We start from the raw sequence: 1,734 nt of genomic DNA, 5'->3' as shown, positions 1-1,734 counted from the left end.
TTTGCGCAGTAGCTCTCCAACCTCCGTTTCGACCATAAAAATAAGGGGTTTGGCGCACATTTTCGTTCCTAAGTTCTTCCAGGGCACTCTTATGGAGAGAACATACGAATTTTTCGCCGATTTCATTGCCCTGAAGCCAACCCAAGTTCGCTCTCTCCAAGGGCCATGAAGCATCAGTCGGCGGCATGATTGATTGGAGAACAATAATAATGGCAATCAACAAGCACACCGCACCCACCACCGAAGACATCCAGCACGTCAAGTTCCTCGCCGCAGCCTACGGCAGCCAGATCGTTCGCCGCGATAACAAGTTCTACGACATCGAGCATCTGGGCACACCGCTGTCCCGCGTGGACGTTGAGATGAAGATCCTGAACCTGATTGCAGAGGAGCATCCGAACCCTCCCCTGAATAACGGCATGATCAGGGCGCTGTTCAAGTTGCTCATCGACACGCGGCACACTGACCGGGCACGCAGCTTTCAGGTTTGGAGCGGCGCCACCATCTGCGAACCGGGCAACCCTAACCGTATCGTCATGAAGCGGGGCACGGTTTCCGCCAACACCTGGAGCGAACCAGAGTATCGGAGCCTCAAGGTGAACTCCGCTGACCTCGACGTCGTTGGCGAGTTCTTCGATCAGTTCTTCCAGCACCAGAAGGACCGCGAAGCATTCCTGAACTGGGCGGCGTGGGGTCTGCAGCACGAGAGCGATAAGCCAGCATGGGCGCCGTTCCTCTACTCACGCGGTAAAGGCACTGGCAAAAGCACTACCGCTCGCATCCTCACCGAGCTTTTCGGGGTCCGGAATTCGGTCACGCAGAACAACATCAGCAAGCTAACTCAGCAGTTCAACTCGACTGTTCTCACGAGCAAGCTGGTGATCTGCGAGGAAACTCAAATCAAACCCGGATCTACTCAGGCGAATGCTATCAAGACTTTCATCACCGATCCGCACGTACTCATCGAACGGAAAGGTCTCGAGGCTGAGCGGGCCAAGCAGTGCTGCTGTTTCCTGTTTACTTCGAACTACGCGCCGACATGGATGGAAGAAGGCGAACGGCGCTATCTGGTCATCGACGTAAATCACGATGGTCGGTCGGGTGGCCCTCGAGCCAATGAGTTCTCATCGCTTGTTGGTCGAGTGCATGAGTTCCTGGATGAACCTGCAAACGTGGCGAGGCTCTATAACGCGCTGATGCAGCGGGAGATTCCTGAGGACTTCAATGCCAAGAGCCTGAACATCGCTGATCATCAGACGCCGATTATGAAGCGGCTTCAGCAGGCTAGCCGCCAGACCATCGTCGACCAGCTTGAGGAACTGCTCAACGACTCCGGCCTTGTTGTTCTGCCCGAAGCGGACGTGGTTGAGTTCGTTCGTAAGAACCTCAATGCAAACATGAACCAAACCAAGCATCTCATGGATGACCTCGAATGGGAGAAAACCAAGGTTAAATGGGGTGGCAAAGACTTTACACGAGCGATCTGGGTCAAGCCTGGCTACTGGATTGAGCGTGGGAAGATCTATGGGCCTGATTTCGAGCCGGTGCGCGTCAGCGACTATCTCGACCGTGACGGTCCATTCGGAGAAGTGGAGATCATCGAATGAAGGATGTGTACTTCGAGTTTCAAGACGATAGTGAGCTTTGGCTGCTGGACGTCATCAACACTCACTACGAGGAGGCCCTTGCGAGGGCCAACTCCCTCCTAGCGCAGACGGTGGAGGATGAGAACGG

Annotated in this window: 2 protein-coding genes; one reads left to right on the top strand and one right to left on the bottom strand. The window is 54.8% G+C overall.

Going from position 1 to position 1,734, the window contains the following annotated elements:
• On the bottom strand, positions 1 to 220 hold a 220-nt coding region (locus ACXAHG_RS23445), incomplete at its 3' end, for a hypothetical protein (protein ID WP_475061217.1).
• Between ACXAHG_RS23445 and ACXAHG_RS23440 the strand changes: the two genes are divergently transcribed.
• Positions 210 to 1,607 carry a DUF5906 domain-containing protein gene (locus ACXAHG_RS23440; protein ID WP_475061214.1) on the top strand — a complete coding sequence of 466 codons (1,398 nt, stop codon included), beginning with the start codon at positions 210 to 212 and terminating at the stop codon, positions 1,605 to 1,607. The genes ACXAHG_RS23445 and ACXAHG_RS23440 overlap by 11 nt on opposite strands.
• The last annotated feature ends 127 nt before the right edge of the window (positions 1,608 to 1,734 follow it).

This window comes from Leisingera sp. ABD4_442 (genome assembly GCF_056160905.1).
The sequence above is the reverse complement of the archived record's forward strand: the minus strand, read 5'-3'. Positions and strand labels throughout refer to the sequence as shown.

Bases quoted from the DNA above. Each gene is read 5' to 3' on its own strand.
- ACXAHG_RS23440 (WP_475061214.1), top strand. From the start codon at position 210: ATGGCAATCAACAAGCACACCGCACCCACCACCGAAGACATCCAGCAC.